The organism is Polynucleobacter sp. JS-Safj-400b-B2, assembly GCF_018881975.1.
Taxonomy (GTDB): Bacteria; Pseudomonadota; Gammaproteobacteria; order Burkholderiales; family Burkholderiaceae; genus Polynucleobacter.
Genome location: NZ_JACVPJ010000004.1, coordinates 230664 through 256637, shown reverse-complemented (window position 1 = coordinate 256637; position 25974 = coordinate 230664). Strand labels below are relative to the sequence as shown.

General features: G+C 44.4%; 27 protein-coding genes. 14 read left to right on the top strand and 13 right to left on the bottom strand.

Going from position 1 to position 25974, the window contains the following annotated elements; translation table 11 throughout:
- Positions 1–41: 41 nt before the first annotated feature.
- The 11 genes from ICN48_RS06945 to ICN48_RS06895 all read right to left on the bottom strand — a co-directional run bounded on the left by ICN48_RS06945 (position 42) and on the right by ICN48_RS06895 (position 12400).
- A complete protein-coding gene (locus ICN48_RS06945) occupies positions 42–1109 on the bottom strand; it encodes a type II secretion system F family protein (protein ID WP_216152971.1) in 1068 nt (355 codons plus the stop codon).
- Between the two features lie 20 nt (positions 1110–1129).
- Positions 1130–2587, bottom strand: coding sequence for a GspE/PulE family protein (locus ICN48_RS06940; protein WP_216152970.1), 1458 nt, complete (start codon positions 2585–2587; stop codon positions 1130–1132).
- 11 nt (positions 2588–2598) lie between these two features.
- Positions 2599–3207: a hypothetical protein gene (locus ICN48_RS06935; RefSeq protein WP_216152969.1), complete on the bottom strand. Its 609-nt coding sequence runs from the start codon at positions 3205–3207 to the stop codon at positions 2599–2601.
- Between the two features lie 28 nt (positions 3208–3235).
- Positions 3236–4495, bottom strand: a complete 1260-nt coding sequence (pilO2, locus tag ICN48_RS06930) for a type 4b pilus protein PilO2 (protein ID WP_216152968.1) — start codon at positions 4493–4495, stop codon at positions 3236–3238.
- Between the two features lie 5 nt (positions 4496–4500).
- Positions 4501–6153 (bottom strand): PilN family type IVB pilus formation outer membrane protein, encoded by a 1653-nt coding sequence (locus ICN48_RS06925; protein WP_216152967.1) that lies wholly within the window; start codon positions 6151–6153, stop codon positions 4501–4503.
- 8 nt (positions 6154–6161) lie between these two features.
- Positions 6162–6983, bottom strand: coding sequence for a TcpQ domain-containing protein (locus tag ICN48_RS06920; RefSeq protein ID WP_216152966.1), 822 nt, complete (start codon positions 6981–6983; stop codon positions 6162–6164).
- A 100-nt stretch (positions 6984–7083) separates the two neighbouring features.
- Positions 7084–8319, bottom strand: a complete 1236-nt coding sequence (locus ICN48_RS06915; protein WP_216152965.1) for a type IV secretion system protein — start codon at positions 8317–8319, stop codon at positions 7084–7086.
- Between the two features lie 14 nt (positions 8320–8333).
- On the bottom strand, positions 8334–9188 hold the full coding sequence (locus tag ICN48_RS06910; protein ID WP_216152964.1) for a hypothetical protein: 855 nt from the start codon (positions 9186–9188) through the stop codon (positions 8334–8336).
- Positions 9185–11722, bottom strand: a complete 2538-nt coding sequence (locus tag ICN48_RS06905; protein ID WP_216152963.1) for a VirB4 family type IV secretion system protein — start codon at positions 11720–11722, stop codon at positions 9185–9187. Before ICN48_RS06905 ends, ICN48_RS06910 begins: the two co-directional genes overlap by 4 nt.
- Entirely contained in the window at positions 11716–12051 is a 336-nt protein-coding gene (locus ICN48_RS06900; RefSeq protein WP_216152962.1) for a hypothetical protein, read from the bottom strand. Before ICN48_RS06900 ends, ICN48_RS06905 begins: the two co-directional genes overlap by 7 nt.
- 16 nt (positions 12052–12067) lie before the next feature.
- The gene (locus tag ICN48_RS06895; protein ID WP_216152961.1) at positions 12068–12400 is read right to left on the bottom strand and encodes a hypothetical protein; all 333 of its coding nucleotides are present in this window, start codon (positions 12398–12400) and stop codon (positions 12068–12070) included.
- A 233-nt stretch (positions 12401–12633) separates the two neighbouring features.
- On the opposite strand from ICN48_RS06895, the gene ICN48_RS06890 reads away from it, so the two are divergent.
- The 6 genes from ICN48_RS06890 to ICN48_RS06865 all read left to right on the top strand — a co-directional run bounded on the left by ICN48_RS06890 (position 12634) and on the right by ICN48_RS06865 (position 17660).
- A complete protein-coding gene (locus tag ICN48_RS06890; RefSeq protein ID WP_216152960.1) occupies positions 12634–13206 on the top strand; it encodes a hypothetical protein in 573 nt (190 codons plus the stop codon).
- A 95-nt stretch (positions 13207–13301) separates the two neighbouring features.
- A complete protein-coding gene (locus tag ICN48_RS06885; protein WP_216152959.1) occupies positions 13302–15188 on the top strand; it encodes a DNA cytosine methyltransferase in 1887 nt (628 codons plus the stop codon).
- 35 nt (positions 15189–15223) lie between these two features.
- Positions 15224–15427 (top strand): hypothetical protein, encoded by a 204-nt coding sequence (locus tag ICN48_RS06880; protein WP_216152958.1) that lies wholly within the window; start codon positions 15224–15226, stop codon positions 15425–15427.
- Positions 15424–16146 carry a hypothetical protein gene (locus tag ICN48_RS06875; protein WP_216152957.1) on the top strand — a complete coding sequence of 241 codons (723 nt, stop codon included), beginning with the start codon at positions 15424–15426 and terminating at the stop codon, positions 16144–16146. Before ICN48_RS06880 ends, ICN48_RS06875 begins: the two co-directional genes overlap by 4 nt.
- A gap of 1 nt (position 16147) precedes the next feature.
- The gene (locus ICN48_RS06870) at positions 16148–17218 is read left to right on the top strand and encodes a phage Gp37/Gp68 family protein (RefSeq protein WP_216152956.1); all 1071 of its coding nucleotides are present in this window, start codon (positions 16148–16150) and stop codon (positions 17216–17218) included.
- A 73-nt stretch (positions 17219–17291) separates the two neighbouring features.
- Positions 17292–17660, top strand: a complete 369-nt coding sequence (locus ICN48_RS06865) for a hypothetical protein (protein ID WP_216152955.1) — start codon at positions 17292–17294, stop codon at positions 17658–17660.
- Positions 17661–17831: 171 nt separating this feature from the next.
- Here the strand turns inward: ICN48_RS06865 and ICN48_RS06860 are convergent, their stop codons facing one another.
- Positions 17832–18821: a CpaF family protein gene (locus ICN48_RS06860; protein ID WP_216152954.1), complete on the bottom strand. Its 990-nt coding sequence runs from the start codon at positions 18819–18821 to the stop codon at positions 17832–17834.
- Positions 18822–18947: 126 nt separating this feature from the next.
- Between ICN48_RS06860 and ICN48_RS06855 the strand changes: the two genes are divergently transcribed.
- Positions 18948–19223, top strand: a complete 276-nt coding sequence (locus tag ICN48_RS06855; protein ID WP_216152953.1) for a hypothetical protein — start codon at positions 18948–18950, stop codon at positions 19221–19223.
- A 169-nt stretch (positions 19224–19392) separates the two neighbouring features.
- Here the strand turns inward: ICN48_RS06855 and ICN48_RS06850 are convergent, their stop codons facing one another.
- The gene (locus ICN48_RS06850) at positions 19393–19632 is read right to left on the bottom strand and encodes a hypothetical protein (protein ID WP_216152952.1); all 240 of its coding nucleotides are present in this window, start codon (positions 19630–19632) and stop codon (positions 19393–19395) included.
- 552 nt (positions 19633–20184) lie between these two features.
- Here ICN48_RS06850 and ICN48_RS06845 point away from each other — a divergent pair.
- The 7 genes from ICN48_RS06845 (at position 20185) to ICN48_RS06815 (ending at position 25926) form a co-directional block, all read left to right on the top strand.
- Entirely contained in the window at positions 20185–20430 is a 246-nt protein-coding gene (locus ICN48_RS06845) for a hypothetical protein (protein ID WP_216152951.1), read from the top strand.
- A gap of 71 nt (positions 20431–20501) precedes the next feature.
- Positions 20502–21146 (top strand): outer membrane beta-barrel protein, encoded by a 645-nt coding sequence (locus tag ICN48_RS06840; protein ID WP_216152950.1) that lies wholly within the window; start codon positions 20502–20504, stop codon positions 21144–21146.
- A 162-nt stretch (positions 21147–21308) separates the two neighbouring features.
- Entirely contained in the window at positions 21309–23387 is a 2079-nt protein-coding gene (locus ICN48_RS06835) for an SPFH domain-containing protein (RefSeq protein ID WP_216152949.1), read from the top strand.
- 82 nt (positions 23388–23469) lie between these two features.
- On the top strand, positions 23470–23748 hold the full coding sequence (locus tag ICN48_RS06830; RefSeq protein WP_216152948.1) for a winged helix-turn-helix domain-containing protein: 279 nt from the start codon (positions 23470–23472) through the stop codon (positions 23746–23748).
- Positions 23749–23850: 102 nt separating this feature from the next.
- Entirely contained in the window at positions 23851–24450 is a 600-nt protein-coding gene (locus tag ICN48_RS06825) for an SIS domain-containing protein (protein WP_216152947.1), read from the top strand.
- Between the two features lie 138 nt (positions 24451–24588).
- A complete protein-coding gene (locus ICN48_RS06820; protein WP_216153061.1) occupies positions 24589–25515 on the top strand; it encodes a DNA methyltransferase in 927 nt (308 codons plus the stop codon).
- A gap of 90 nt (positions 25516–25605) precedes the next feature.
- Positions 25606–25926, top strand: a complete 321-nt coding sequence (locus tag ICN48_RS06815; protein ID WP_216152946.1) for a hypothetical protein — start codon at positions 25606–25608, stop codon at positions 25924–25926.
- Positions 25927–25974 lie beyond the last annotated feature (48 nt).

The window sequence follows — 25974 nt, the reverse complement described above, 5'->3', positions numbered from 1 at the left end:
GGGGCTTAGTCCCCATCGGCTAACTTTAATCTACTCAGAGGTCAATGCCTTTGTTGCAGCAAGTCCTTCATTTGGGTCTGCATATCAATCATGCCAGCGACCATCATGGCAATCATAATTATGGCTATAACCAATAAAATATTAAAAATAACTTTCATCTGGCTTGATATTATTTTTTCCGAAGATTCAATCCACTCATTTCCAAGAGATTCCAATGAATCTTCAAACCCATTTAATGATGAGTAGATGATGAGATCATCTACTATTTCCCTGTCTGGAAAATTGTGCCCAGCCCTTAGCAAGGCATCCCCAACTGTTAGTCCTGATTTAAGCCCCTTTAAACAGGCAAGCAATCGTATTTTTAGCCAAGGGTTCGCTAATTTTGCCATCTGCTCTAAACCATCTTCAATCCGAACTCCTGATTTAACGAGGGCTGAAAAGCTAATAAGCCAGCTGCTACCTTGAATGATGCGATAGATCGAATAGGGTTTAAAGCCATCCAATTTAATGCGAAATTCCCCATTCCATCTTGGGAGCGAAAGCATAAAAACAGCTATAGCAGCTATGCAAAAGGCCATAAATGGCAGCAGTGCATATTGAGTAACAATGCTTGCCCTGGCTATAAGGTAGCCAAATCCTGAAAATTTTTCTACTGGGGCTAAATTCAAAAATGATGGGATCAACTTATACCCAAAAAGATACATGAAACCGAATAACATCAATACAATAAAAATGGGGTACGCTACACCACCAATCACGGCACCTTTAATTGATGCTTTTGCAGTCATAATCCTGCACATAGCTTCTAGTGACTTTAAGATATCGCCAGATTTTTCACCTGCACTTAGAAGCATCTGCTCTTCGTCTGTCACCCAGCCTTTTGTGCATCCAGCAATTGAGCTGCCATTATTGATACGCTGAAGCCAATGAGAAAGTGCGATGGCGTCCGGTGCCCCTCCTTTACCAATTTGTATTCGCCTTGAATGTAGAGTTGTAAGCGCACTTTTAATTGGAACGCCGTTTTTGATCAACGTTGCCAATTTTGTCCACAAACGCTTTCTTCCAGTGGCATCTGATTTAAATAAAATCTTATTTAAACTGAGCTTCATGCCGTCCAGGGCCCTGGCGTTCAAAATTGCCCCACCAAAGATTCCGTATCACTAGGATCACATATTCCAGCGTTTACCTTGCTAATTGCGTGGCCCTTCATTGTGATGCCTCCGGTACTCACCCAATATTTCATCGCCTCTTCATGATTCCCTGCTTTAATTAATTCCAAAATTTTATAGTTTGTCTTAATAACCTCAGCCACCACAGTTCTTCCGGTTACTCCTGTATTTTTGCAATGTTCGCAGCCGCAGCCCCTTAGATAGACGTTTTCAATCTCTAGTTTTTCTGTATATCGAGCGAAATCCTCAGCGGATACTTCGCCCTTATTGTCAGACAGCTTAACTTTGCACTTTTCGCAGAGTACACGAGCCAATGTTTGACAAATAAGGCCTGAAATTACATTTGGATCGCAAAGCAGATTAATGCTTACACCAATGTCAAGTAGCCTAGTAATAATCCCAAACCCATTATTCGCATGTACTGTTGTCCAAAGCGGGTGCCCAGATAAAGCGGCCTTAATCGCTAGGCTGGCAGATGGATGATCCCTTACCTCTCCAACCATCATCGAGTCTGGGTCCAGTCGCATTGCCGCCTTGATTGCGAGTTGAAATGCTGCTGAACGATCCTCTTCGGTTTTGGCGTTAGCAACAGGCGACTGAATCGCGCCCTTAATTAGGTATTCAGGCGGATCCTCAACAGTAATAACATTAATTGACCCCTTTGATGATTCAATGATCCTGGTGAGGATGCGTTGCAAAGTGGTGGATTTACCAGACCCCGTAGAGCCGGCTATAACTGCGATGCCAGTAGGGTTCTTTTCAATATCTTCAATATCTTTCTTTTGAGCCTCAGAGTATCCCAGTGAAAGTAAGTTTAAATCCATGTTCGTTGGGTTATATAAAAGCCGTAAAACCATTAGGAACCCATCCACCTGTGGACCGGTTGCGATACGAATACCATTAATCTGGTTTGGCAAATTTTTTTTATCAGCAATTCGGGCATCTTGTGGTGCATTTGTCTCAAAAGTTGGCGCGGAGACATCCGTCAATGATTGATAGATTGTTGAGCAAAGTTTTTGACCGAAATCATAAGGGTGCTCCTCAATTAGCTGAAGCATTCCGTTAATGCGAAATTTAATTTTCGTAGCCTCGGTTTTACTAACAGATAAGTGAATATCCGAGGCATTTTCGCTAACTGCCCTAGCAAATAAATCAACCGCTTTCCCTTGGAATATTGATAGCACGTCACCGCCATCAGCCGAGTAGGACTCATATATTTGCGATATTTTTCCAAGTTCGCATTGAACAACTTTGTATTGCTCGCCCAGCCTATCCAATCTACCCATAAATGCCCTGACATTTGGCGCAGTAATATGTGTTTTGGAGATGTACAGGCGCCCATCAGCCGTTAAGCAGAGAACGTCCCTAAGATCATTCCCAATAGATACATCCCCGTCTGGACCGGTTCTAATACTCATAAAAGTTTTCTCTATCTAATTCTTAGTAATTGAGTTTTATTTCCAGACTTTATGACCACGCCTGATGAATTGATGTCAACTACTTCCCATGACTTGTATTTAGACCCAGCGGACAGGGTAATCTTTTCACCTGTTGGCAAAATAGCGGTTGCCTTGTTATCACCATCAAACCCGTAAATGTCAATGATGGTAGGAAATAATAGGCTTTGCGACCTTATGGATCTATCTGAATTTGAGCCATTGTCTGGAGGGTTTTGCTGTAAGACATAACCTGGTACTGGTGATTGTTGCGTAACCCCTTGCCCTGGACTCCCGGTTGGAATACCCCCCTTCCCGGACTGTAGGGAATTAATTTCGCTGGTTAGACTTGCAATCTTCTTGCGCAGTTCTAGCTCAGCAATCTGCTCCGAGAGTAGCGCGCGTGAATCGCTAATTTTTTTTAAAGCAAGCTTAAGAGCGCTAGCCTCATCATCTGGTTTGGTTTGGCCAATTTGAGTCTGAGGCAGGATTATTTGCTGGCTTTTATTAATTGGGGTGGAATTAGATTTGTTAATGGGTGCCTCAGCACCGGCAGGCACGCCTTGTGCGGAGCAAGACCCAGCAAAAATTATTGAGCACATTAATGACGTTACGTATTTATAATTCATATTATTGCTGGGCATACTGAGTTCCTTCAAGGCTCCATGAGGAACCATTTGCACCAAATATTTTGGTGATTTTTGAAATTCGCAATCCACTGTTATCCATGAGGTCAATTACCCTGTCTGGCGTGAATGGTGTTTTATCAATAATCCAATCTAGTTCGGCTACTTTTTTTGGGATTAAATCCTGCCCAGGAAGATTCACAGATGAGGCTGCTGGTTTGTATTTCATTTCAATGCCATACGATATTGCTTTGTCGGTATTTAAATAAACATCACTCATGCTTGGTAGGGTAATTTTTCCCACATAATTCGCGGTAACGATTTGGCTAATTTTGATTGTGGCTGTGTTGGCCGCAAGGTTTACAATCGAATCTGGATACTTGGAAATTAAATCTTCGTAGCGCCCCTCATCGCTTTTTGTAAGGCTGGCAACCATACCGCTTTGACTGCATTCAATTGCTACCAAGTTCCAATTTGGAAAAATAAGATCATGTTCATTTATCAGACTTAAACATGCGCTAACCATTTCATAAGATGTTGGTAATGTTTGATAAATTGGCTTAGGTGCGTTTTCTTCCATGGCTTTTGAAATGCGCTCTTGCTCTAACTGTAGCCTAGCGGCTGCCTCATTTGCTTGGTAGATTACGAAACCTCTGGAGCTGGCGGCCAATAAAATTACGGCCAAAATCCCAATCACTATATAAGTATTCCTTCTTTTTTTATCTAGAAAACAGGGGCGAACCCTTGCCTGCGATAATCCAACCAATCGTCGTAGAGAGAAAAACGAATCTCCAAGAATAGTTTCAAAAGTGGCATGGGTTGAATTTTCAATCTCTAGCGATTCCGGTGCATATAGGACTTCAAATGGGCCGTATAAAGCAATATGTGAATTGAGTCTATCTAGGGCATCTTGCCTACTGCCGGCCAGATCTCCGTCATACAGTATTAACCCATCCTTTTGTCCGTAGTAAAGATACGAATCGGGGTGAATTTCTAATATTGCAGCTATATCCCTTGAGTGTTCTGAGCCACTAAACACTTGAAACAATATTGACGCTATTGAATACTTGCCGGATAATTTTTCATGTGACGAAGCAAACCCAGTTTGCGTTTCAACCCCCTTGATTAGCGTATAGAGATTAAAATCTTGCTCTTCCGCCAACTTTTGAATATATTTTTTTGTGCCAGCCTCTATTTCTATTGGTAGCGGCTCCCAATTCAAGCCGGCCACCATGGATTTCCCAAGCAGTTTAAATACTTGCATGGTATTTACTTCCCAACAACAATGGGCTGGATTAAGACAACTAGAACTGATTTAGATTTTGTTCCGTTCACATTGCCGCCAGCCAGTAAATTATCGGCTGAGCCTATTCCGCTCGAGTCTGCCGATGAGGTAATTTTTTCGAACCCAGATAATGCCAAGGTTTCGCCGGACTTTAGCTTAACTCGATTAAACAAATTTTTTGAATCAATTGTTGGCGTTTGAATTGTTGACGTGCCCGACGTGACCTGGACCATATTAACCAGGGTTGAAATATCCATGGAGTACTGCAAGAGCAGATCGTCGTTATCCATGATGTGCGGCACTACATTTAATGCATAGCCGACATTTATGGTGCCCGGTACAAGGGTGGTCGTTGTCCCCACATTTGCTGTGAGGGTTGTGGTTGACGACTGCAGATAGGCAATTTGCGAACCAACCTGAGTTGGTGCCGGCTGATTGTTTAGCGTTGTCACAGATGTTGATGTAAGCTCGGATACATCCCCTTGCTCCGATAGCGCCGTAATGATGGCAGAGCTTCCGGCTGCAGCACCATTTGCTGATGCTGGAATGGTAGTTGTAAGGCTGCCGCCTGATGAGATGGGCGCAAAGCTCGTTGCCAATACTCCAGAAAGCCTTGACGCAGAATTGGCCACTGCATTCCAGTTGATACCATAGCTATCTACATTTTTTACATCCACAGATAGTACTCGAACATTAATTACAACTTCTTTGGAGAGCGATTCATTTTGACCTTCAATATATTTCGCAATATCACCCACTACCGTTGGCAAGTCGGTGACGGTAATTGTTCCTGTTGCGGATGACATTACCGCCTTGCCTGAAGGCGACAGCATAGACTTAACGGCACTCTCAATTGAGTTCCAAATAGAAACTGCTGACGTTACGCCTGTCTTTTGTGACGAGGTTGAGGCTATCCCACCACCCCCTGATTGAGCGACGCCCCCTGAAGATCCGGCAGAGGCATTTGTGGCTGTATTGCCTATATTGCTTTGAAAATTAACATCACCAGGAAGGGCTGCAATGCGAAATGTTCTAGTTTGATATTTAAAAAGTCGAATAGCTCCACTTTCAGACTGAAACTCCCAATGGTACCCATAGGTTGGTAGAGTGGTATTTAAAAAATCCTCAAACCCTCCAGAATAGGTAATTTGTTTTGGGTTAATTCGATCGTAATCGTTTGCTGCATTAACCGCATTACCTAGAGCTTGCGGACTGGGTGCGGAATCTTGTAAATGAATTTGCCCTGGTAAGGTCGCGGTTACCTGTCCACTTTGCGGGGTCTGAATATCTACGTAAAATGGTATTTTCGTGATTGATGTTAAATAATTTGTTAAATCATGCAAGGATTGTGCCGTTTTGTTAACCAAAATTTGATGATCAATTTCATGAATTTTAATTTTTTTCTTAATTTTTCTCGATGGCACCCATTGCTCATCAAGAACTTCCACATTATTGTTATATTCTTTCGCGGCACCCTTTTGCAGGGTTGCCTGTGCTAAAGCGGCCTCATTACCCACTTTTTGAACGTCGGATCTTACCCCTGATACGATCATTGATGAGCAGCCTGAAAGGGTCGCCAAAGACCCTGCCCCAATGACAATTGCTACAAATATCTTATGCGTGATTAATTTTCTCATTAGTTTGCTTATTGGTAATCAGAAATTCGAATCATTTTGTTTTGTTTATAAATGCGAATTTTGAATTTATCCGCCCCTATTGCCTTTACTAGTTGATTGATTGCCAAAGGTAAATCCTTATTCACGCTCACATCACCTAGAATTTCTGCATCTGCCTCACAGCTCACCTGCCAACCCGAGTGATTTGCCCATTCTTGTATTTTTGAACATAAATAATCACCACGATGCACCGTCCATTTATTTGTTATTTCCACGGGTTGCGTGAAATTTGGCAAATCAACTTCATCCATTAATGGTGCACTTTTGACTGCATTTTCGTTAAATGAAATCTCGCGAATTTCAGCGATTTTTTGTTTTTCTGGGAGGTAAATTTCCGTGCCTGTATTTGCACTTTCAATATTTACATCACGCTTAACCGTTTCAGGTTTAACTGGTACCGCGATTGGCGGCAAAGCAATTTGCTTTTGTGAAGATTTTGGCGAGCGAAAATAGTTGCTTAAAATAATAGGGGGGCTGACCTTGCCACCCTGTGGCCCAGAATAAATGATTAAGGTTTTAATACCCTCCGATGTTCCAAAAATCAACTTATCCTCTAAGTCCCTTTTAGTGGGCTCTATAAAAATTACACTCAATCCCGATGTATCTTGCTTCTGGCGGGAAATTTTCCACCTTTTAGTTTTTCTAAGTGCACCCTCATTTTTAAGTACTTCATCGGTGATCACTATTTTTAATGGTTGCCCTATTGCGCTTAATGCATGGATTGGGGTGACAGCCAAGGCATGAGCCTCGTCCTTACCATGATCTTCGCTAAAGGTGCCGTCAACAGCCAATGGCTCATTCGAAGCCTTCGCTGGAATAATGGCTGCACAAAGAGCTATCGCACAAGCAACCGTGGACAGTAAGTGTTTAATGTTCAATTTATAGTTCCTTTTAGTCGCCAGAATCTGAAGTGGATGGCTTGGGCTTTGATGCTGGCCCCGCTCTTGGTGTGGCGCCAAGCTTCCCCATCATCGCTTCTTTGGCGTTTGACATGGCACCTGCCGCCAATTTTCCTGCGGCATCCTTGCCGGCCGACATTGCTCCGGCATTACCCATTAGCGCGCCAGCGCCACCGGTAGCGGCCGCCAAGCCCGCCCCAACGACTCCTGATGCAGCCGCCACAGCAGTCCCCATGGCGCTCTTTACGCTAACGCCAAGCCCGCCAGGCATTAGTGCGGACGCAATATTGGGCGCACTTTCCATCAATTGCTTCATGATCCATAGCGAGACTGCGAGAACCAATAACTTTCCAAACGCAAAGCCCCCGGCATTCATTTGGCCTACAGAGTTTTGAGCATTAGTCGATGAATCAAAAATACCAACCAAAAGGGCTAACATCGTCATCACAACAACCTTAACGAAAAGAGCGCTACATAAAAATCCAAACCATTTATCGAAGAATGTCCTTGTAAATCCGGATGCAATTGTGGCGATAAAAAGTGGCCCTAATGCGATAGCTAAACCTGCCATTAAGGTTCCTGTAAATATCGAACTAACCACTGATACAAACATCAAAATTGCCATGATCATGCAAAATAGACCCACAATCAACGTCAAAAGAACGTCAATTATTATTAGTAAAATTGCCTTAGCGTTCCAATCAAATGCATGAACCGACTCAAGCGCTGATTTAATCCCGTTGATAGCTAAATTAGTAAGCTGATTCCCAATGGATTGCACCTGGCTTGTTGAGGCTGACCCAGATACTAAATTTGTTACGCCCATAAAAAAGTCTATTGCCCCTTGCGCTAGTAATGGGTAGGCTCTAAGGACGGCACCTGTAATTACCGCCATTACAACGGAATGAATTATGGGGGGCCATATAAGATCGCGATGCCCCCTTAAAACTAGGTGGTCAATAGCTACCCATAACAAATTAATCAGAGCTAGCGAGCCCCCGAGGGTTAGGGCAGTGCTCATAAGCTTTTGAGAAATGCCTAGCCCAGCACCCAAAATGAGGGAGTCGGCATTTTGGAAGATGTTGAAGTTATTGAAAAAGTTATCCGCAATCGACGCAAGATTTGTCCACATCGATGCGGTAGGATCTGCGCTTGCCTGAGCAAAGGATGCGCCAGATGCAAGTATGAGTATTGCGGCAAATACTCCCTTTTTAAGCAATCCATTCATCAATTAACTCTTTCTTAAAATGGGGCGGTGATTGTTGTTGAGGATGTAGATGCGCCTGTGCCGTTAACTAGTTTCTGGTTGTAATTGGCCCTATCAAGCAAGAATTGTTGATATTGGGAGTTGCTTTGAGATTGCTCACCCGCCCTCATTTCAATATCCTTTTTGAGCAAAACTGCCATGGCCATAGTTACCTCGGTAAGATTGTCCACTGCTGTTGTTGTCAAATTAATGCTATCGGTGATGCCCGCAACATTGGGCATTTGCTCGGCAATAGATTTTCTTTTAGCGGAAACAATCGCAAGTTCAGCGTTAATGCTGTTATTTGTGGCGATTAAATCCTGCGCCTTTGCGTTTCCTGCTGCTGCGCTTAGAGCAAGATTCTGCGCGTAGGTCTGCCCGCTAACGCCACTTGCCCCATAATTTGCCTGAACATTTGTAAGGTAGGCTTGCTGGTTTTGAAGCGTAGTCAGCATTTGGGCGTCCACCTGAGCCATTGAGTTAGCCCCATTAGAGATACTCCCGAGGCAACCTGACGCAGATCCTGCCGCATTGTATGCTGCATACCCGGTGTTGTATTGGGGGTAGCTAGCGCTTTGCGCCGGCATTATCACGCAGCTTGAGAGCATTGAGCCCAAAGCTGGATCACGCATCATCAACTGTTGCGTAGCTGCCGAAACAACGCCTTGTCTTAGTTGATTTTGCAACTGAATGGCTTGTGTATAGACCATTTGCGCCGTTTGCAATTCATTTCTAACGGTCGAAATTGCAGTGGCATTAGTCTGCATCCATCCGGCTGCATCAAAAACTTGATATTGCGCATGGGCAAAAGAACAAATAGAAAGCAAACAAACTAATAATATTTTTTTCACTTAAGCACCATGACCTTTTCAATATATTTTTCTTTCCAGCTATCATCATCTGGGCTGTATGTGGCGTCGTAAATATTCTGCAAATGCTGTTCAGATCTCAAATAGGCAAGACATTCTTTTGAAAACTGGGTTTGAACTGTGCGTGCCTCGCCATCTGAAATAATGTAGTAATCGCGTTTTTTTACTAAACTTGCAATTCTGTCAACTTGATAATCATCAAGTCCAAAATACTTCTTATATGAATCACGATGGGCTTCAGCTGATTTATTGAATAGCAATATTTTGGTTTTAACGTTATCCGTAATGCTGGCCGCTATCTCTGCGTTGACAATTGACGTTGGCGATTGAACGGCCATCCAAACAAATGCCCCTTTTTTGCGAAATGTTTTTAACCAGTCATCGAGCATTTTTTGGAACGTAGGATGATTGAGTAGGAATGATGCCTCTTCAATGTAGATAAAGGTTGGCCTACCATCCAGCTTCGAATAAACCTTGCGAAATGCATAATCCAAGAAGGCTTGGGCCAATCTTTCGTTTTCCAAAAACTCTTTCATTTCAATGCAAGTAAATGAGCTTAGGGAGAACTCATCATCCTCGGAATCAAACATGCCAAATGGACGACCTTCTAGCCACTCCCCTAACTCAGCCGCCAAATGCTTTGGCAGCAATATTGCCAACTTAGATAATCTTGGCTTTTGAGCTGGCGACCCCTTAAGCATTAAAAGCCCATCATCTATTGATTTAATGTCCTCGGCAGTTAGCTTGTATCCATTTGCCTCAATTCTTCGTCCCACAAAATCCCTGCACCATAAGAACCCATTTGTTGTAGATGAGATTTCTTGATTGGAGTCGTCTTTTGTGTTGGTTTTTTCCTCGTTGGAATTTGCATCATCGTCAAAGAGCGCCATTAATGGGTTCATTCGAATGCGACCAGACTTTAAGTCAATGTGCGATGCATCCTGAAGCTTGGCGGTTATGCGAACCGAATAGTCCCTATCAAAAACAATCGTATTTGGCTCTTTGCCATCCTTCGTGTATTTCTGAAATTGTGATAAAGCTAGGTTTACAATGGTGGTTTTGCCGCCCCCTGTTGGTGCAATAATGATGGCGTGCCCCACTTGGTCAACATGACTATTAAAATATTCAACTCCACCGTAAATATCATTAAACACGCAAAGTGCATTAGCTTTTTTGCCGAGCATTTCTTCAAATGCTCCATTATTTTTGGGTCTATGATTAATAGTGAAAATCGGGGAAATATCAGCCAAATTCTCATTGCTCACCAATGACCAGCGTGACTGCATAGCCCACTGCCCCGGCAATGTCGCTGCCCATGAGGCGAAAGCATTCATGCTTTCAGCAATGATTTGAAAGTTTCGACTCAGAACTGTGCTGATGTTTTCTACTGACTGAGCAAGCTCTTTCTTTGATTCGGCACTAGTACACACGGCCATGGTGTGGTATCCGTACTGAATGTTATCAACCTCAAGTCTGGCTAGAGCCTGAACGCATTCTGCATATAATTCATATTTGCCCGGGTCAGGTTCAGGGGGTTTCTTAGTCAGCTTGGCGATGGCGTTTTTTATGATCCCAACTTGGGTTAGCTTGTAAAAATCTACCGCATCATTTAGCTTGGCTTGCGTCCCTTTATGACCCAGAAATCGCATAGTCTGGCAAACGGTAACTTCGGTATCAATCTCCATTAACTTACCCATTAGGTCAGGGTGAGTTAAGTTTGGCCATTCCTTTATGCCAATAATGCTCATGTACTTTGTCCGTCCAGCTCCATCAAATCGGATAATGTCAGATCCGGGCGTAACCGTATTACTAGGTAACCATGAGTCAAGCATTTGACCAAATGGTTTTTTGGCTGTGTGGTTGATTGAGGCTGGATTGATTTGCATTGAAAGAGCATTTTTTAAATCCTCATACCCAAGCCTTTTCCATTTAATCGACGGAGTTTGAACTAAGAACTGCGTAAGACGGCGCTCAAATTGCTCGATGTTATGCATGATTTGCTGCCCATCGATTTCATAGCTAATTCTTCCGGTTAGAGAGTCCTTTGCGGCTAAAAGCAATGCCGTTAATGCATTTTTTCCGTTTTTTTCAGTCTCTCTTGCGAACGTATCCATAAATCGCGCAATACCGGCCTTGCCCGTATAAAGGTAATACAGGCGATTTGAGAGGGTAAAGTAGTAACCCTGCCGAAATGGCTCGGAGTACAGGTCATCAATTCTTTTGGAGATTGGATTGAGAAAGATATTTTCTGGATAGCTGTACGATCGCTTTTTGTCAAACACCCAGGTTAGCGTATCTCTGTTATCAAACCCTTGATAAGCTCTTTGAAGCTCGTTGACTACCGCATTTTTATGCTCATCGGTAGCGTTTTCAATGTCTACGCCATTAAATTCAAAGCCAGCAAGCAATGAACCGTCTTTGCATAGGATCATTTCAGGGTTAATAAAATCTAACCATGGGCAGACCTCCTGTACCGGTCCGGCAACTTCTTTATCTTTAAATCGAAGGCCTAGCATCGCACGCCTCTGCCGTATTTACTTGGGCGCTCATGCATGCGATCTAAGATGCGGGACTCTGGGTGGTAGTGGTCTTTGGTTGTTGAATAGATTTTATAAATCTTGTCTATTAATGAATCCTTATCAAATTGGACTGCAATCAGATTGTGGATAGCCCAAAATATGGCTAGCACGCCAATACAATCCCACCAAGTCAATGCTTTAGCCACCCACAGACCTAGGATTGTGAAGGAGGCAATTGACCAAATAATGGCCAATATTTTTACAGGAATTCCCAAAACCAAGTGCGTTCTTGAAAGTGCCTTGTAAACATAAGAGTTTCTGAGCATATCTACTAATGCTCTATTAACAGCTAGGGGGCATTAAACCGGTATTCATAATGATTGCACCCGCGGCACCAACGAGTACGCAAGCCGAAATAATATATAACCCAACATCGGCTATATCTGCTTTTTTCATCATGTACATTGCGCCCCAAACCATTAAGGCGATGACTGCTACTGCAGCAATGATTAGCTTGAAGTTGTTGATAAAAAAGCAAAAAGCGGCAGTGTTGATTCCCTGTGCGTTAGCGACATCAACGCCCATCATTAAGAGCCCAATAAAGCCTATGATCGGCCACGACATCTTTTGAAAGAATCTTTTTAATTGTGGCGATGTAAGTGCAATGGCATTCATATAACGGTCCTTAATTCGTGTATTGGTGACCGTTTTATTTTGCTAACCAAGAGCCTCCATTGATTAACGAATACTGGTAAATAATTGAGTAATTTGGATTAAGAGCAATAAATTCAAGCCAACGATTCTCTTATTGCGTGAAATATTTACTAGAACTCCGTAATATTTGTCGCGAAAAAATCCTTAAAGTAGTGAATAACCAACTGGTTAGTTCACTAAAAAGGAAATTTCAGATGAAGGCGACATCAATTAGTTTTTTTGGCCCAATGTTTTTAGCAATGACCCTATTTTCTGGGGCTGCGAGCGCAGATAAATGCCATGAGCCAGATAAGCTAACCAAAAACAATGCGGAACAATATGCAGTTCGTATCAGCATCATGGAAAATGGGATCATCGATAGTGATTTCACCATCTTGACACTTGCGGATGGTCGAAAAGGCATCACTCAAACTGGTCAAACAATTGGTTATCTTGACTCCAGCTTATCAACTGTAGAGGCTGGCGGGGTCGCGCATGAATCATCGCATTACAAGGACTTGCAAGTCGGCAACACCATCTGGACTTCTTTGGAGCGCGGAGACCGGCTTGATAATCGTCATCTAAATTTAAAGTTTGAGATGCTTACATCTAAATTACTAAGCATGAAGGATGTGCGGGTAGGTGATCTGACAGTCCAAGTGCCGACAGTTGAAAGTACGCGCATCGAATCAAACCTGGTTGTGACTCTGGACGAGGAGATTGCAATTGCGAATGATATCAATGGACATCACAAGGAAGTTTTGATCAAAGTAAGCAAAGTTAATTAATGCATGCATTTGCCGACGTGCTAATTATAGTGTTGGCAGTTTGACTTATGGTATTTCAAGGGGAAGATGAGTTTTCTTTCCGCTGAATTCTAATCATGCTTACACCCCAATTTAATCTCCCCATCCATAACGAGCTCGTCGTAGATTTATTTGCAGGCGGTGGTGGTGCATCTACCGGTATAGAAGCGGCTATCGGTCGCTCAGTCGATATCGCGATCAACCATGATGAAGCAGCTATTGCCATGCATACAGCCAATCACCCTCAAACTAAGCATTACTGCTCAGACATTTTTGAGGTTGATCCGGTTGAGGCTAGCGGTGGTCGGCCTGTTGGTTTGCTCTGGGCCAGCCCGTCATGCACTCATTTTTCTAAAGCACGTGGGGGAACCCCTGTTTCCAAGCAGTTGAGATCTCTTGCTTGGGTGGTGGTTCGCTGGGCCTCCAAAGTACGCCCTCGCGTAATCATGATGGAAAACGTTGAAGAAATGCAGTTTTGGGGACCTGTTGTTAAGGATAAAAAAACTGGCGGCTTCATGCCATGCAAAAAACGCAAAGGCAAAACCTTTGACCTATGGATTGAAGCATTAAAAAGACTAGGCTACCAAGTTGAATGGAAAACCTTGGTCGCTAGTGACTACGGAGCTCCAACTATTCGCAAGCGCCTCTTTTTGGTGGCTCGCTGCGATGGCATGCCAATTGAGTGGCCACAAATTACTCATGGAAACCCAAAGGCAAAAGGCTTTGACCCTAAGAGGCTTAAGGAATGGCGAACTGCAGCTGAGTGTATTGACTGGTCCATTCCCTGCCCTTCAATTTTTGATCGCAAGAAACCTCTTGCTGAATCAACACTTAAACGCATAGCCAAAGGTGTAGTGCGCTATGTGATTGAGACTGGGGAGCCATTTATTGTCGGGCAAGGCGGCCCCGTGTATTCAGGAAAACCATCGTCAACATTAAAACCACTGGGTACCGTTCCCACGGAAAATCACAGGGCTATTGTGGTACCAGCCCTAGCTAAAGCTGATAGTGGCGCACTTAGACGTTGGCGCTTTGGTTGCGACAATTGTGGCGCTCGATATGGTGTGGATGATTACGAAAGAAATCCAACATGTCCAAAATGTGGTGAATCATCTTGTTCTGATGTACTAGATGAAATTGAGCTTCCATATGAAGGTGCAGACGAAGAAGAGTTAGAAAATCTGGTGGCAGCGCATATTTCAAGCTATTACGGCCATAAAACTGAGTCCGGTGATACGCGCGGATCTTCGTTTGATGAGCCCTTAAAAACCCAAACCACCGAGAATAGGCGCGCACTTGTATCGGCGTTCTTGGCCAAACATTACACGGGCGTTCTTGGCCAGCCATTAGATAAGCCAACCGGCACTGTCACCACAGTTGATCATCATTCGGTCGTTACTGCCCATATGACTAAGTTCAATACTGGTAGCACTGGCTTTGAGCTTGATACCCCGATGCACACCATTATTGCGGGTGGCCAACCAAAACGACCAGGCACCGCAATTACACAAGGTCTAGTTACTAGCCACATGGTCAAATTGCGTGGCGATAACGTTGGCAGCCCTGTAAATTCACCATTGCACACCGTTACCGCTGGGGGCACTCATGCTGGCGAGGTTCGAGCATTGCTGGTCAAGTATTACGGCAATGAAAAAGATGGTGTACCGCTCGATGAGCCCTTGCACACAATACCAACCAAGGACCGGTTTGGTCTAGTTATCGTACATCTGAATGGCGAGCCTTATGTCATTGTCGATATTGGTATGCGCATGCTCCAACCACATGAGCTTTATTTAGCTCAAGGCTTTCCAGAGAGCTATATCCATGAATTTGAGTTCAAAGGCAAGCCCTTATCGAAAACCAATCAAGTGAAGATGGTCGGCAATTCTGTTTGCCCACCTATCGCGCAGGCGTTGGTTGCGAAAAACTATGTTGATAAACAATTTATGGAGATGGCGGCGTGAGCGCTAAAAAAATATTAACGGGGGAGAGCCTTCAAATGGAAAAACCACCCTCTAAAACACCGTTAAAGGTACTTTGCAAATCTTGCGATCACCATTGGGTTGCGGCGTATCTGCCAATGCCGATGGAAAAATGTGCCACATTGCTTAAGAGCGCTTGCTGCCCGGTATGTGGCGAAAACAAAGCCATCTTTCTAGATGTGAGTGATGGCGACAAGAAAGCTAAAGGTGAGCAAGCATGATCGAGCGTCCTATCCTATTCAATGGCGACATGGTGAGAGCCATTCTTGACGGCACTAAGACACAAACCAGGCGTATTGTAAAACTTAACGCATCTGGTCGAGCACAATGCAAAGATAAAAACTGGCACGTTGAAGATCCTGACGCAATTCTTGCCTGCCCTTATGGTCAAGTGGGGGATCGCTTGTGGGTGCGGGAGACATGGGGTGTTATAAGCTATGCAATCAACGCAGACGGCGACATGATTGAGTGGACTCCTGATAGGCCAGCTACCCACGTCCACGAACTTAAACATGGGCGTGGCTACTACACAGGTCATGTGATTTATGCCGCCGATGGCGATCACGAATGGGCTGGGGATGATGACGGTGGCGGTGAGCGAAGATCAGCATGGCACCCATCTATCCATATGCCCAGATCTGCTAGTCGCATCACTTTAGAGATCACCAATGTACGCATTGAGCGACTTCAAGATATTAGCGAGGCAGATGCAATGGCTGAGGGCGTAAAAGCTGTAAGCGTGTTTAGCGCAACTCGCTATGCTCATAATGACGATGGCTTTTTTGGGAATGGAAAAGACACATTCCGTGATCTTTGGAGCTCTATTTATAGAAACTGGGACTCAAACCCTTGGGTCTGGGTTATTGAGTTTAGGCCTATTAATGGCAAGGCGACTCAAGGCGAGACAGGCGCCGTAAATTTTCAAAATTCACGGAAATAAAATGGCAAAAGATACTACTATTGAATGGTGTGATCACACCTTTAATCCCTGGACGGGTTGCGCCAAAGTGTCGCCCGCTTGCGATCATTGTTATGCAGAGAGTTGGGCAAAGCGTAGTGGCTCTGTTGCGTGGGGCCCCAACGCCGAGCGTCGCCGAACAACTGAGGCCAACTGGAAGCAGCCGCTCAAATGGAATAAAGAAGCCGGTGAAAAAGGTGTGCGCTACAAGGTCTTTTGCGCTTCGCTGGCCGATGTATTTGATAATGCAGTGCCACGCCACTGGCGCACGGATTTATTTGCCCTCATTCGCCAAACACCGAATTTAGACTGGCTACTTTTAACTAAGCGCATCGGAAATGCACAGCCTATGATTGCGCGGGCTACTGAGGAATTGGAGCCCGACAGCCTATGTAGCACCGGCCAACACAATCATTCACCCCTCGCGCAATGGCCTTGGCCTAATGTATGGATTGGGGCAACGATCTGCAACCAAGAGGAAGCCGATCGCGATATTCCAAAACTATTAAAGGTGCCGGCTGCAAAGCGCTTTTTGAGCATTGAGCCGCTATTAGGAAGGATCGATATTGCGCGCTGGCTCGATCCTACCGGCATTACCTGCATGGATGTGTGCCCAGATACACCTTATGTAGATAAAGATTCTACTGAGGTATTTTTGGCTGCCAACGGAGAAGTTATCCCTTTATGCCCACATTGCGGGATTGAAGCCTCATGGACCGGTTGGGACTGCGGTATCGATTGGGTCATTGTCGGCGGAGAATCAGGGCCTGGAGCAAGGCCTATGCATCCCGCATGGGCCCAAAATTTACGTGATCAATGCATTGGACATGATGTGCCTTTCTTATTTAAACAATGGGGAGAATACTACCCGGATCAACTGCGTGCCGGTGGCGATTTAGGTGGCGATATGCGCTGTGGAATTGTCGAGCATGTTCGGTTTGACCGCGAATGCGATGGCCGTTTTTTGCGTGGCGATGTGCATATGCGTAGAGTCGGCAAGAAAAAGGCTGGCCGGATCCTAGATGGGCGCACTTGGGACGAGGCGCCTAATTAAATGGTTAACTTGTGTCAACAAAATCACCGGCAATACTGTTAAGGTACCAACAACGACTCTGATTTGGGGAAAAATGAAAAAAATTCTAATCGCATTATTGGCAACAACTGGACTATTATCATCGCCATCTTTTGCTCATGGAGGCGGAAATTGGGGTGCGGCCCTGCTTGGTGGGGCGATGGTCGGCACCGTTATTGCAGCAAACTCCTATTACCGCCCATACGCTCCTTACGGATATGGGTATGGATCTTATGGCTATAGTTATGGACCTTACTATCCGTCCGCATACGTTCAACCACAAGCCATTTACATTCAACAGCAACCGCAAGTATTTGTTACGCAGCCAAACCCAAATGTACGGCCTTTAACTTATTTCTGCCCTCCTTCAAATGCTTTCTACCCAGTCGCACAGTCTTGCCCAACGGGTTGGATTGTCCAATAGTAAATTTAATTGACACCATAAAAGCCGGGATTCGTCCCGGTTTATATATTTCATTTCAAAAAAAATACCCTCGATGGTCGTATTGTAAAAAATGAGATTTGTTTTAAATCAACAGCTTATGGCAACGACCACAGACCACTAGTGCTTACATGGTCGTTGATAAATTAAAAATTATTTGATGTATTCAACCTCGTAATTTCCATCGCGATCAAGCCCCTTGATTACACAAATTTCCTCAACTTTACGAACGGCGCGAATAGTGCCGTCTGGCTGCGGGATATATCGTCGATTTGCATAGATAGTCATGTTGACTGATTTTGCAATGTACTGTCTTACCACTGCCGAACTAATGCCCGCTCCTTTTGGTAGGCTCATTTGATAAAGCATCTCAATCGCATCTAAGGCCAGCACTGCTGAATTAGCATGTACAGTGGATATGCCGGCGTGGCCCGAATTAAAGGCCCTTATTAAGTCGAATGTTTCTGACCCACGTGTTTCCCCTAGCAATATCCGGTCCGGGCGCAGGCGCAAAGCCTCTTTAACCAAATCTACCGCATGAATATTGTTAAGCTCATTTGATAACAGTGATACTTTATTCGCCACAGATATATGGAGTTCTCTTGTATCTTCAATCGTAACCACCCGTTCATGGTTTGGTATTTTTCCGGCAATTGCATTTAAAAGGGTTGTTTTGCCCGAGCCAGTAATACCTGCGATGATGATATTTTGATGCTTTTTAACAAACATATCCAATATAAAATCGCCTTGAGATTGGGTAATCATGGCGCAGTCAATCATATCTTCAAAAGTCTGCCTCTGACTTTTATCCTGATGTTTTCGAATGCAAATCGTGCTTCCATCAGGTGAAATGGGATGCAGCACTCCTGCAAAACGAAAATCTTCAAAAGCTGCGTTGACTAGCGCATTTTCATCGCCTGGGCTTGCCGCCTTACCGGTGAGTTTGGCTACCGAATAAATGGCGAATTTTATTTGATTCTCGTTGAGTAAAACGCCAATATGCTCAATCATTCCCCTTCGCTCAATCCAGACATCGCCCCCTGGATTAATCATGATTTCATTGATGCCATCACCCTCCAAATATTCTTTGATGGGGTTTAGTGCAATGTAAAGCGTCGATAAGATTGTTTCGTGATTGATCATCCCCCAATGATTTGTTTTTCCACAGTGGGTTGAGAAATGAATGCCCTCAATAAAAATGAATTATTTGAACTTGCAAGCCTCTTTTGCAGTGCTCAAATTAATCCCTTATAAATGATTGGGGTAAAAATGGCAGATGATATTGATGCGGCAAACGATACGGCCCAGGGCACAATTGATGCCCAGGTTGCCGCTCGCAGGCAGCTTGTTGAGGTCCAACGCAAGGCAAAAGAAGCCGCAGGTCAGGCGACATTTACTCATTGCTTAAATTGTCCGGATGAAATCACCGATCCAGTATTTAAGGGGGTGAGTCGGTTTTGCTCTGTTGAGTGTGCCGAGGACTATGAAAAACGCTATCAAACACGAAGCAAGCAAAATTCCAAAATTGGGCAGTACATCAATTGAGCTTTACTGACTACTGGATCAACTTCACCGTAACGTGGATAATAATGGCTGGGGCCATTCTTTATATTTTTATTTGGTTTAGGCTTGATAAAGCTGTGGATAAACTTCAGCGCTGGATATTTAAGTAGCGCTGAAGTCTTAACTAAGTGCTGCGGTGGTCATTGTTTTTTTAACGATCAGAACCCATTCCCCGTGGTTTATGACGGCATTCCTTTAACTGCTCCAGATTTTGTGATGCTTGCACGCAGTTCAAGTGTGACTGCAATTCGGCGATAGCTTTCTGCTTATGTTCTGCAAAATTACCGTGTTTTGGCGGCTCACCATGACCATCTTGTTGGGGCGGAGTGACCTGAGCCAAGGCTGCGCCAGCTGCAGCTAACAAGGCAAAAGTTAATAGCGATTTCTTCATTTTTAATTCTCCATAAAGGCCGATATTGGCTACCCTAAATTTAACTCCGCAAAATTCTGTGCGTTTACAAATACGCAAAAAATAGTATGCAATTCAATTTTTTAACTATTTAATTGGCTCTATCTTTGAAAAATGGCGCACAGAATCAACATCCTATTTTTCATCCTTTTGGGATGTTATTTGTTGTGCCTATCAATTCAATCCCGAAGAGGTGTGTATGGATGCATTAGGAAAAATCGAAACTCCGTTAAGAAAAACTCGTCGCAGTCAACTCGCCAGAATTAAAAAGTTGAGGTGCAAATATTGGGCTGGAAGAGCATCTCTAACCAAGCGACTTCTAGGTATGGTTTCCCAAACTCCGGCGATTTGTTCGTGCTGGGCATGCAAAAATCGAAAGGACCCACCCAGAAGATCGATATTAATCGAGGATATCAATGAGTTTCTTTAATTCGGAAATAATTTTTTGATTATTCAATGGTTTCTTTTCGCAATAACTTCATAAGCTAACCATAAGTCAATATTGACTTTCACTTTCTTCTCAAGGATTCAAAGATGAAAAAATTACTAGCTGCATCACTATTAAGCACCCTCACCCTCAGCGCTTTTGCCTTAACAAGCCAGGTTACACCGCAAAGCATCGAAGATGCGGCAAAGGAACAGGCTGCAGTAGAGGTCGAAGTCAAGGCCAACCAAATTAAGCCGGAAGCCCCAAAAGCCGCTGCAGCGGAAAAGCTCCAAAAGAAAACAGCATCTAAATTGCACCATAAAGCCGCCAAAAAAGCAGTTGTTGCCAACTAATTCGTAAGGAGCGCGCCAACCACGCGCCCATCTCAACCTCTTAAACCCTGTATATCTTATTAGGAATTTATATGCGAAGTACTGTTCTTGTCGCGGCAATTGCTGCAACCGTTTTATCTACCGGAGCCATGGCTCAAGTTTCACATCGATTCGAAGGGTTTGACGCCCAAATTGGCGTCGGCGTTCAAGATTCAAACTTCAAAAGCAATAATGTTTTAATGGGCGGTAAAAATTATCAGGCAAGCAATTCGTCGGAAGTCCAGGTGCCAACAAGTTTTGGTATCGGCTATATGACTTCACTCGACAGTCGTTACCTTCTTGGAGTTAGTGCGGACTATGGGTTTAATAGGCTTGGTGCTGGCAATTACACGCTTAGCGGCACAGGCCCTGCCAAATGCTCCACCGGTAACGTAGCATTGCGCAATCCCATCAACCTCTCCTTGGTTCCAGCCTACGCCCTTAGCTCAACATCACTCCTGTATGCAAAAGTTGGTTACGAGAATACCCAATTTGGCATCAATGGCGACTATCATTCAATTAATGGTTTGGCTCTCGGCATTGGCGATAAGCAGTACATTACCGACAATATCTACGGTTATGTTGAGGCAAATTACATTGCTAACAACAAGTCTAATTTTGCCAATAGCGATGGTGGTGTCTATCAAGTTCAATCCCAAAACTACAACTTAATGATGGGGCTGGGTTACAAGTTCTGACATCCATTTTGAGTTAATTAAAGCCGCCTTGTGCGGCTTTAATTATTTTAAATTCTCGACAAATATTGATACTTCTTGCGATTTGACTTGCATAAGTTCAGTGCGAATATTGATCGCTAGATTTAACTCTACTCAATCCCTATAAACATTACAAAGGAATTTATGTTCGAGACAATTATTCAATACTGGTGGATTCTGCCAGCAATTCTAGCCGTACTCGGCTATAAGTATGTACTTTGGACATTTGGCGTCATCATCGTTCCTGACGATTCAATTGGTGTGGTTACAAAGAAATTTGTTTTGCTTGGTAACAAAAGTTTGCCTGCAAATCGTATCATCGCGCTTAATGGCGAGGCTGGCTATCAGGCCGATACTTTGGCGCCAGGATTGCATATTGGCCTATGGCCATGGCAATACTTGGTAGAGCTCAAGCCCTTTGTCAGTATTCGTCAGGGTCAAATTGGTATTGTTCAAGCCCGTGACGGAGACTCTTTACCAGAAGGACGTATCATTGCAAAACAAGTAGAGTCGAGCAACTTCCAGGATGCGAGGGCATTCCTATCCAATGGCGGTCAACGCGGACCACAAATGGGCGTTCTTTCCCAAGGGTCTTGGCGCATCAACACCCTTCTCTTCAGTGTTGAGGCTGTTGATATCATATCAATCCCCAGCGGAAAGATCGGCGTAGTAGAGGCAAAGGATGGGAAGCCGCTACAGGATGGCAGAATTATTGCCAATAGCGTTAGCTGCGACTCCTTTCAGAATGCATCCGAGTTTATGGGCAATGGCGGTCAACGTGGTCCACAAATGAGCGTGATTCCGCAAGGAAACTATCGCATTAATACCGCCTTATTTGACGTGAAATTAGTTGATGTAGTTGATATCCCAGATAACCAAATTGGCGTCGTTACAACGCGCGAAGGTGAGCCACTTAAAACAGGTGAGATTGCTGGCCCTGAGATTACAGGTCATAGTATGTTCCAAGACCCGAAAGCTTTTGTTGAGGGAGGCGGCACTAAAGGCTTGCAAGAGCAAGTATTGCAAGCGGGCCGCTACTTTATTAATCCTCGCTTTGCAACCGTTGAAATTGTGAACATGGTCGAGGTTCCGATTGCTCACGTTGGTGTAGTTGTCTCTTACGTTGGCAAGGAAGGCAGGGATTTATCCGGCGAAGAGTTTAAGCACGGAAATCTAGTGAGTAAGGGTGAAAAAGGTGTGTGGAATGATGTTCTTGATCCCGGTAAATATGCATTCAACCCCTATACACGCAAGGTCATTAATGTTCCGACTGCTAACGTAGTCCTGAACTGGGCCAACGCGAAGAGCGAAGCTCATAAATTAGATGAGAAGCTATCAACCATCACCGTGCGCTCTGCCGATGGCTTTACGTTTAACTTGGATGTAAGCCAGATCATTCATATTCCGCGTAATGACGCCCCCAAGGTAATCGCACGATTTGGCAGCATGGATGCCTTGGTCACTCAGGTATTGGAGCCAATGATTGGTAACTACTTCCGCAATTCAGCTCAAGAATCCGATGTTATTGGATTTCTAAACGCCCGCACCGAGCGTCAAAAGGAGGCTAAAGAAGCCATTGGCAACGCTTTGGCCGAATACAACGTTGGCGCTGTAGAAACGTTGATCGGCGATATTTCACCTCCTGACGCATTAATGAAAACGCTCACAGACCGAAAAATTGCCGATCAAGAAAAAGTAACCTATGAAACGCAAAAGGATGCCCAATCTGTTCGCCAAACCCTAGAGCAAGCAACTGCACTTGCGAACACACAGGCTCAGGTGGTTGATGCTGAGCGAAAAGTTGCCATTGCTGAATTTACGGCGAAAGCAGCAATCGCTTCGGCCGAGGGAGACGCCAAGTCCAAGACGATTAACGCTGAAGCTGATGCCCAGGTTACGCGCGTAACCGGTGATGCAGAGGCGGCAAAAGTGAAAGCCATTGGCGGTGCAGAGGCCGATGTTATCAAGCAAAAGATTGATTCCATGGAATCGGGTAACTACGCATTGGTTCAAGTGGCTCAAGCGCTCGCCAGTGCTGGCGTGAAATTGGTTCCCGATATTATTGCCGGTGGAGGTACGGGGTCCAATGGCTCTTTAGTGGATGTCTTACTTGGCACTATGCTGCATGATGGGCTTAAGAAGGGTGACGATAAGAGCATCCCACAGGTTCAGGTTATCGCTTCAAAGGCATCCGAGGCTCCGCAGGCTACTGAATTAACCTAGTTAGTAGTTTTAAATACCGCCACATCTAAATTGTGGCGGTATTTCACGTTTGCTTTTCAAATTACAAACGGTCAAATAGTACATGCCAAAACAAATAGACCTATTCGATATCGCCCAAGCCTACGCCGGCACCGGAACGCTGAGTAATAAATCCCTTTATAACAAAGTTGCGCCAAATTCTGGCGATTCAGTACAGCCCGTTGGTAAGTGCAGGCAAAAGCACAATATCCTCAATCGAAAAATCCGATGGTACCAGCAAGATTTAAAGCGACTTGGTTTGCTTGAGCCCGCCGGCAATCGGTCAGAATGGCGCCTTACTGATGCTGGCAAGAAAAAATGGGTATCCGAGTTTCATGATTGATTTACCCATATCGTGCAAAATAGCAATTAACTCATAAACAGAGTTTTGTGATTGGCTGACTGCATTGCATCCAAGTCGCATCCACAATAAACGGACTAAATTTTGATAAAAATAATCCAAGATGTACTCGCCGCTGAGGCTAGGGCAATTGCCTTCATTCCAAAGGAAAATCCTTTTGAGCAATGTACCAAACTCTTTTTAAAAGCTAAGGCAAATAGTGGAAAACTTGTCATCAGCGGTGTGGGGAAAGCTGGCGAGGTCGGCAAGAAGATGGCTGTTACTTTTTGCTCTGTTGGTTTGCCAAGCGCGTTTTTGCACCCACTAGAGGCACAACATGGTGATTTAGGGCTTCTTCATCAAAACGATGTATTGATGCTCATATCAAACTCCGGCCAGACGCGAGAAGTCTTGGAGCTAGAGACCCTTGCAAAACGCCTCATTCCCTCCCTCAAAATTATCGCTATTACGGGCAAGCAAAACTCGCCATTGGCCAATAAGTCCGATTTCGTACTATGGACTGGCGATCCAGTGGAGGCCTGCCCGCTTGGGCTTACGCCAACCACTTCGACTACCGCCATGACTGTCATTGGTGATGTATTGGCTGTTTTAGTGGTGCAAATGTCGGGGTATGGAGCCAATGATTACGCCCTGCGTCACCATAGCGGCTACCTTGGCAGCAAGGCAAAGGGTGGTGATATTTAGGCGGTTGACTTCTGTATCCAAGTAGATGAATGCATAAATGTTTTATTAGTGTCATCAATCAAAATGAAAATTATTCAACGCATAGTAATTTAAGCAGCATCAACCACAAAACTCGGATACCCGAAAAAATTTGAGAGGATTCAGGCTGGAAAAATACTACTCGCTTTTTCAACCGATCTTGGAATCGCCTTATGGGGTGACTGTAAGGATATTTTTAGCCGTCTAGATGGTCAGCAAATTCATCTTTGCCTTACTTCTCCGCCCTACCCGCTTCGTAAGCCGCGCGCCTATGGCAATCCCCCAGAATCAGAATATGTCGATTTTATCTGCTCAGCCATGGAGCCCGTCATCAAGAACATGGCTAAAAGTGGAAGTATTTGTTTGAATTTAAGTAATGACATTTTCCTCGCCGGACTACCTGCTCGGAGCTTATACCGCGAGAGGCTTGTAATTGCATTGCATGATCGCCTTGGCCTTTTCAAAATGGATGAATTAATTTGGCATAACCCTTGTAAGCCGCCAGGGCCAATGGAATGGGCAAGCAAAACACGGCAACAGCTTAACGTCGGATGGGAGCCGATCTATTGGTTTTGCTTAGACCCAAAGGAATGCCGATCAAACAATAGACGAGTATTGCAACCGCATACTGAAAAACACCTCAAGTTCATTGAGGCTGGCGGCGTTACTCAAAAAAGAATTAGCTCCGACGGCGCTTACACGGTCAAAGAAGGTAGCTACTCCAGCCCCACACCAGGTCGGATTCCTCGCAATCTTCTCACTTTCCCGCATAACTGCGCAGATCAGCGTGCTTATAAAAAGGCAGCTAAAGATTTGGGTGTCGAGGCTCATGGCGCAGGCTACCCATTAAGTATGTCGAAATTCTTAATTGAATTTATGACGCAAAAAGATGACTTGGTAGTCGACCCAATGGCGGGATCCTTTACTACCGCCAAAGCGGCTCAAGAACTCGGTCGTCGTTGGCTTGCCTGCGATGTTATCTACGACTACGCGAGAGGTGGGGCCGAAAGATTTAAAAATGCTCCTGAATTTAGCCTATTTATTTGATTTCAACATTTTGAACATCAAACTTAACTAATGTCACTATTTGCGCAAAACAATATAACTCCCTCTTCTCTTGCACAGGTTTTTGAAGGAGTGAGATTCCGGTTTGCATCTGAGCTTGACCTTCAGAATGGAATTGAGCAATTACTACAACAGCGCAAAATTTCCTATGCGCGCGAACAAGCATTGACCGCCAAGGATAGGCCGGATTTCATTATTGATGGCGGCATTGCGCTTGAGGTCAAAATCCAAGGATCCCTAGCTCAAGCCCTTCGCCAGATCAACCGCTATACAAAACACCCTGATATTTCATCAATTGTAGTTATTGGCTCGCCATCTTGGGTTGGACAAATACCCTTAACTGTTGGCAGCAAGCCCGTAACATCAATACGCATAACCGAAAGTTTATTGTGAGTTTTGGAGAGATTAGACACCAGTCTGGGGCGTGGCAAATTACTTGCG

Coding starts and splice junctions, on each gene's coding strand:
- ICN48_RS06935 (WP_216152969.1), bottom strand. CDS start 3,207: ATGTGCTCAATAATTTTTGCTGGGTCTTGCTCCGCACAAGGCGTGCCT.
- ICN48_RS06875 (WP_216152957.1), top strand. CDS start 15,424: ATGATCGAGCGTCCTATCCTATTCAATGGCGACATGGTGAGAGCCATT.
- ICN48_RS06880 (WP_216152958.1), top strand. CDS start 15,224: ATGGAAAAACCACCCTCTAAAACACCGTTAAAGGTACTTTGCAAATCT.
- ICN48_RS06860 (WP_216152954.1), bottom strand. CDS start 18,821: ATGATCAATCACGAAACAATCTTATCGACGCTTTACATTGCACTAAAC.
- ICN48_RS06850 (WP_216152952.1), bottom strand. CDS start 19,632: ATGAAGAAATCGCTATTAACTTTTGCCTTGTTAGCTGCAGCTGGCGCA.
- ICN48_RS06885 (WP_216152959.1), top strand. CDS start 13,302: ATGCTTACACCCCAATTTAATCTCCCCATCCATAACGAGCTCGTCGTA.
- ICN48_RS06905 (WP_216152963.1), bottom strand. CDS start 11,722: ATGCTAGGCCTTCGATTTAAAGATAAAGAAGTTGCCGGACCGGTACAG.
- ICN48_RS06840 (WP_216152950.1), top strand. CDS start 20,502: ATGCGAAGTACTGTTCTTGTCGCGGCAATTGCTGCAACCGTTTTATCT.
- ICN48_RS06865 (WP_216152955.1), top strand. CDS start 17,292: ATGAAAAAAATTCTAATCGCATTATTGGCAACAACTGGACTATTATCA.
- ICN48_RS06835 (WP_216152949.1), top strand. CDS start 21,309: ATGTTCGAGACAATTATTCAATACTGGTGGATTCTGCCAGCAATTCTA.
- ICN48_RS06845 (WP_216152951.1), top strand. CDS start 20,185: ATGAAAAAATTACTAGCTGCATCACTATTAAGCACCCTCACCCTCAGC.
- ICN48_RS06945 (WP_216152971.1), bottom strand. CDS start 1,109: ATGAAGCTCAGTTTAAATAAGATTTTATTTAAATCAGATGCCACTGGA.
- ICN48_RS06830 (WP_216152948.1), top strand. CDS start 23,470: ATGCCAAAACAAATAGACCTATTCGATATCGCCCAAGCCTACGCCGGC.
- ICN48_RS06895 (WP_216152961.1), bottom strand. CDS start 12,400: ATGAATGCCATTGCACTTACATCGCCACAATTAAAAAGATTCTTTCAA.
- ICN48_RS06855 (WP_216152953.1), top strand. CDS start 18,948: ATGGCAGATGATATTGATGCGGCAAACGATACGGCCCAGGGCACAATT.
- ICN48_RS06925 (WP_216152967.1), bottom strand. CDS start 6,153: ATGAGAAAATTAATCACGCATAAGATATTTGTAGCAATTGTCATTGGG.
- ICN48_RS06915 (WP_216152965.1), bottom strand. CDS start 8,319: ATGAATGGATTGCTTAAAAAGGGAGTATTTGCCGCAATACTCATACTT.
- pilO2 (WP_216152968.1), bottom strand. CDS start 4,495: ATGCAAGTATTTAAACTGCTTGGGAAATCCATGGTGGCCGGCTTGAAT.
- ICN48_RS06900 (WP_216152962.1), bottom strand. CDS start 12,051: ATGCTCAGAAACTCTTATGTTTACAAGGCACTTTCAAGAACGCACTTG.
- ICN48_RS06870 (WP_216152956.1), top strand. CDS start 16,148: ATGGCAAAAGATACTACTATTGAATGGTGTGATCACACCTTTAATCCC.
- ICN48_RS06890 (WP_216152960.1), top strand. CDS start 12,634: ATGAAGGCGACATCAATTAGTTTTTTTGGCCCAATGTTTTTAGCAATG.
- ICN48_RS06940 (WP_216152970.1), bottom strand. CDS start 2,587: ATGAGTATTAGAACCGGTCCAGACGGGGATGTATCTATTGGGAATGAT.